Annotated in this window: 6 protein-coding genes; 3 read left to right on the top strand and 3 right to left on the bottom strand. The window is 39.5% G+C overall.

All coding sequences use genetic code 11. The features are described from left to right. Positions 1 to 93 precede the first annotated feature (93 nt). Positions 94 to 504: a hypothetical protein gene (locus ACKPEB_RS07515; protein WP_408964247.1), complete on the bottom strand. Its 411-nt coding sequence runs from the start codon at positions 502 to 504 to the stop codon at positions 94 to 96. A 397-nt stretch (positions 505 to 901) separates the two neighbouring features. Between ACKPEB_RS07515 and ACKPEB_RS07510 the strand changes: the two genes are divergently transcribed. Genes ACKPEB_RS07510 through ACKPEB_RS07500 form a run of 3 tightly spaced genes read left to right on the top strand, consistent with a single transcriptional unit; the run spans position 902 to position 2,076 of the window. Further along, on the top strand, positions 902 to 1,189 hold the full coding sequence (locus ACKPEB_RS07510) for a hypothetical protein (RefSeq protein ID WP_408964246.1): 288 nt from the start codon (positions 902 to 904) through the stop codon (positions 1,187 to 1,189). Then, the gene (locus ACKPEB_RS07505) at positions 1,179 to 1,841 is read left to right on the top strand and encodes a PAS domain-containing protein (protein WP_408964245.1); all 663 of its coding nucleotides are present in this window, start codon (positions 1,179 to 1,181) and stop codon (positions 1,839 to 1,841) included. Before ACKPEB_RS07510 ends, ACKPEB_RS07505 begins: the two co-directional genes overlap by 11 nt. Before the next feature lie 19 nt (positions 1,842 to 1,860). Next, positions 1,861 to 2,076, top strand: coding sequence for a hypothetical protein (locus ACKPEB_RS07500; protein WP_408964244.1), 216 nt, complete (start codon positions 1,861 to 1,863; stop codon positions 2,074 to 2,076). Positions 2,077 to 2,216: 140 nt separating this feature from the next. Here the strand turns inward: ACKPEB_RS07500 and ACKPEB_RS07495 are convergent, their stop codons facing one another. Continuing rightward, a complete protein-coding gene (locus ACKPEB_RS07495; RefSeq protein WP_408964243.1) occupies positions 2,217 to 2,450 on the bottom strand; it encodes a hypothetical protein in 234 nt (77 codons plus the stop codon). Positions 2,451 to 2,505: 55 nt separating this feature from the next. Beyond that, positions 2,506 to 2,962 (bottom strand): hypothetical protein (locus ACKPEB_RS07490; RefSeq protein WP_408964242.1); only part of this gene is annotated, 457 nt, incomplete at its 5' end.

The raw sequence follows: 2,962 nt of genomic DNA, 5'->3' as shown, positions 1-2,962 counted from the left end.
TGTTGTGCGATTGCCACGCCCTCAGTCTCGGTTAAATTGTCCGGGTCAAGTCCAAGGTCGAGGGCGGTCTTAATTAACATTTTTTCGTTAACTTTAAGCTGCTTCGATAAGCTTTGCAGAGTCGATAATTGAGTTGGTTTGGTGTTGTTGTTGGATGACATTTTTATAAGCCTCTAAAGTGAATAATTGATTGTTCTCGGTGATGTAATTCTGGTAGGCATCCGGTGGTAATTTTCGAGTTTTGATGCCATTTCTCCAGTTGTGAATCAGTTCTAAGCAGTAAGCCTGAAAATCGTTCCAAGGACTGCCAGGATTGTAGTATTTGCGAAAATCCGGGGAATGTTTAATTAACAGTTCTTCCCACTGACTTAAGGTAGTTCTACTGCGGTTTAGTTCCTCTGCTAGTTCTTTTTTATCCACATAAGGAACAGTGCCACGCTTTGAAGTTTTCAGCTTAACCCGTCTCCCTTTGGGGATAATTTCGGGTTCTATTGTTGTGGTCAAATTTCAACACCTCCTATGGGTGATTAATGGTTAATTAATCCAATGGTTGCCCCCATGTAGCGGTTCCTAAGAACGTGCTAGGGTTAGCTATGCAATTGTCGAGGTTCAGAGTTGCCCTAGCGGTATCTGAGAGTTCATTGAGTGGTATCTCAGAGTGCTAGTTAATGTATGTATACAAACATAGCACTTAATTGTATGTTGTGTAAGTAACTATGTATGTTGTAATAAATGTTTACATAACCATGCTGAAATGTCTGTGGTGAAGTGATAATAAAAGGGTAGATATGTTAACTGTGCTATGTCTGATAACCCATTCTCAAGAGTTAGGTTGACCGTATTTTTACCGTTATGGGTGAGAGATGCCCTCAAGCAGTATGTTGTCCCATTACGGGTGTCAATGTCTCAATACATTGCTGACCATATCGAGGAGGTGGTACTCAACGCTGGATACAAAGCCCCCAAACCTCTTACTTATGAATCGATAGCCCAATTAGTGTTAGATAATTTTGAAATTTTAGAGGATTCAAAAATATCTAAAAAACGATTAAAGGAACTTGCTAACGGTGAACATCCATCAGAAATAGAACTTTTAAGAATTGCCAATACAATCGGGTCAACAGAGGATGAGTTGATAGAGCTTTGTAAAAAATGTCCCAAAAAGGAGAAGGCTACCAATGGAACTTAAGGATTATTTACCCTGTGGGATGACTTTAGATTTAAACCAATCAATACCGACTATTTGGGCAAAAACCAGAAGTGATGCCGAGGATTTTTTAGAAATATCAATCAAGGATTTAATTAAGAGTGCAGTCTATCTAGGAAAACCTATACAACTCCGATGGAAAGGGTGTAAACGACCTTTTAACATATCACCAAAACTAGCCAGCTTACAAGAGGATAACCAACAATTAAAACCGTTACAACCAAACGAAAAGCTTATGATTGAATTAGCATCTAAGCAGGATATCGATAACGCAACTAACCGAGATTTGTTAGTAGCAATAGAGGACTGTCCTGAGTCCGCAGCTATTACCCGTATCAGAGAATCTAAAGTTTTAGCTTGCTCTAATTTAATCCAAAATACCAACGGAAAACCACCGGATGAAGTGATAGGGAGTAGTTTAGATTCTCTTTGGCATCCTGACCAATTAGACCAACTAATGAGATTTTTAGAACAGGACGGCAGGGTAGAAAATTATGAGTATTGGTGTTGGAAATGGCACTTAGAAAACGGTTTATGGGTTCGCAAACGTCAAAATTTAGCGGCTAAAATATTCCAACTTGTTCAATTTAAAGGTGTCCAGTGTCGATTATCTCTAGGTGTTACACCCGTTTAAATTAATAGGAGCAAATCTTATGGCTAGATTAATTTCAGAGAAGCAATTCAACCAACTGCAATCAATTGTCCATCAACTCCAGGCCCTAACCGATGAGAATACAGAGGCAGGACAGTTGATAGATGAGTTAGACCGGATTCTCCTCAACTCGGACATCGAGCAAGCCTATCAGGAGTTAATGGCTGAAGACACCACGCCCAAGACTAAAATTCACGGAGGGGCTTATGTTGTCTGAACCTAACTACTGGTTTCATTCAGACAACGTAAGCCCATGCAAACCTAAACCTAGCGCACCACCCTTTAATCCATATAGCGTATGGGTTTGAGGGTGCAAACCTACCCCTAGCGCACCATAAATAATCCCCCAATAATTAATTACTTGCGATTGATAAGTTTGTTAAATAAGTCCATTTTTCCTTTTGGAACTTTCTTGATAATTTGAGGAATCAAATCATCGTCAATCGTTTCACACCGGGCATTGTAGCCTTCACTATCAATGATTGAATCTCGTTCATCGATTAATTTAATGAATTGATTGGATAAATCATTGGTAATTAGGTCGTCGATTTCTGAGTTGAAATAGTTGTCATCAAAGTTAAATTCAGTCATTGTTTTACTCCTATTGTTGTTAGCTAGAGGGGGGAATAATCCCCCTTTTATCGTGTTAAATTCCGAATCGTTTCTGAGCAGTAATAAATAAGCTCATCCCTGCTTTTTGTATGGTTTCGGAGTCTAAAGCAAAGGATTCTGATTCATCCATCGGGTCATGGGGAAACCGCTTGTTATAGGCTTTATAGGCGGTTTCGTGACAGAACGCTAAGAGGTCGGCTTGTTCAGTTATAAATTGAGCGATCGCTCGTTTTTTATCGTCACTCAATGGTTCATAATTGCTGTTAGTTTTCCCGTTGCCATTGCTGTTGCCATTCCCGTTAGGTTGTGAGGTTTGGCTATCTTCTAATAGCTTATATTTTCCGTTATCATCAAGGATAAGCTTTTGCTCCCCTTTGGTTAAGTTTTTAAGCATTTCAGCCTTCTGAGAGTTAGCATCAGCCCATATTGCAATTTCCTCACCATTGCACTCGAAAATAGCGTTAACCTTCTCCCCATATTTGGTATTTAAG

This window comes from Planktothrix sp. (assembly GCF_046067725.1).
Classification (GTDB): domain Bacteria; phylum Cyanobacteriota; class Cyanobacteriia; order Cyanobacteriales; family Microcoleaceae; genus Planktothrix.
This window is presented reverse-complemented; position numbering and strand designations above follow the sequence as displayed.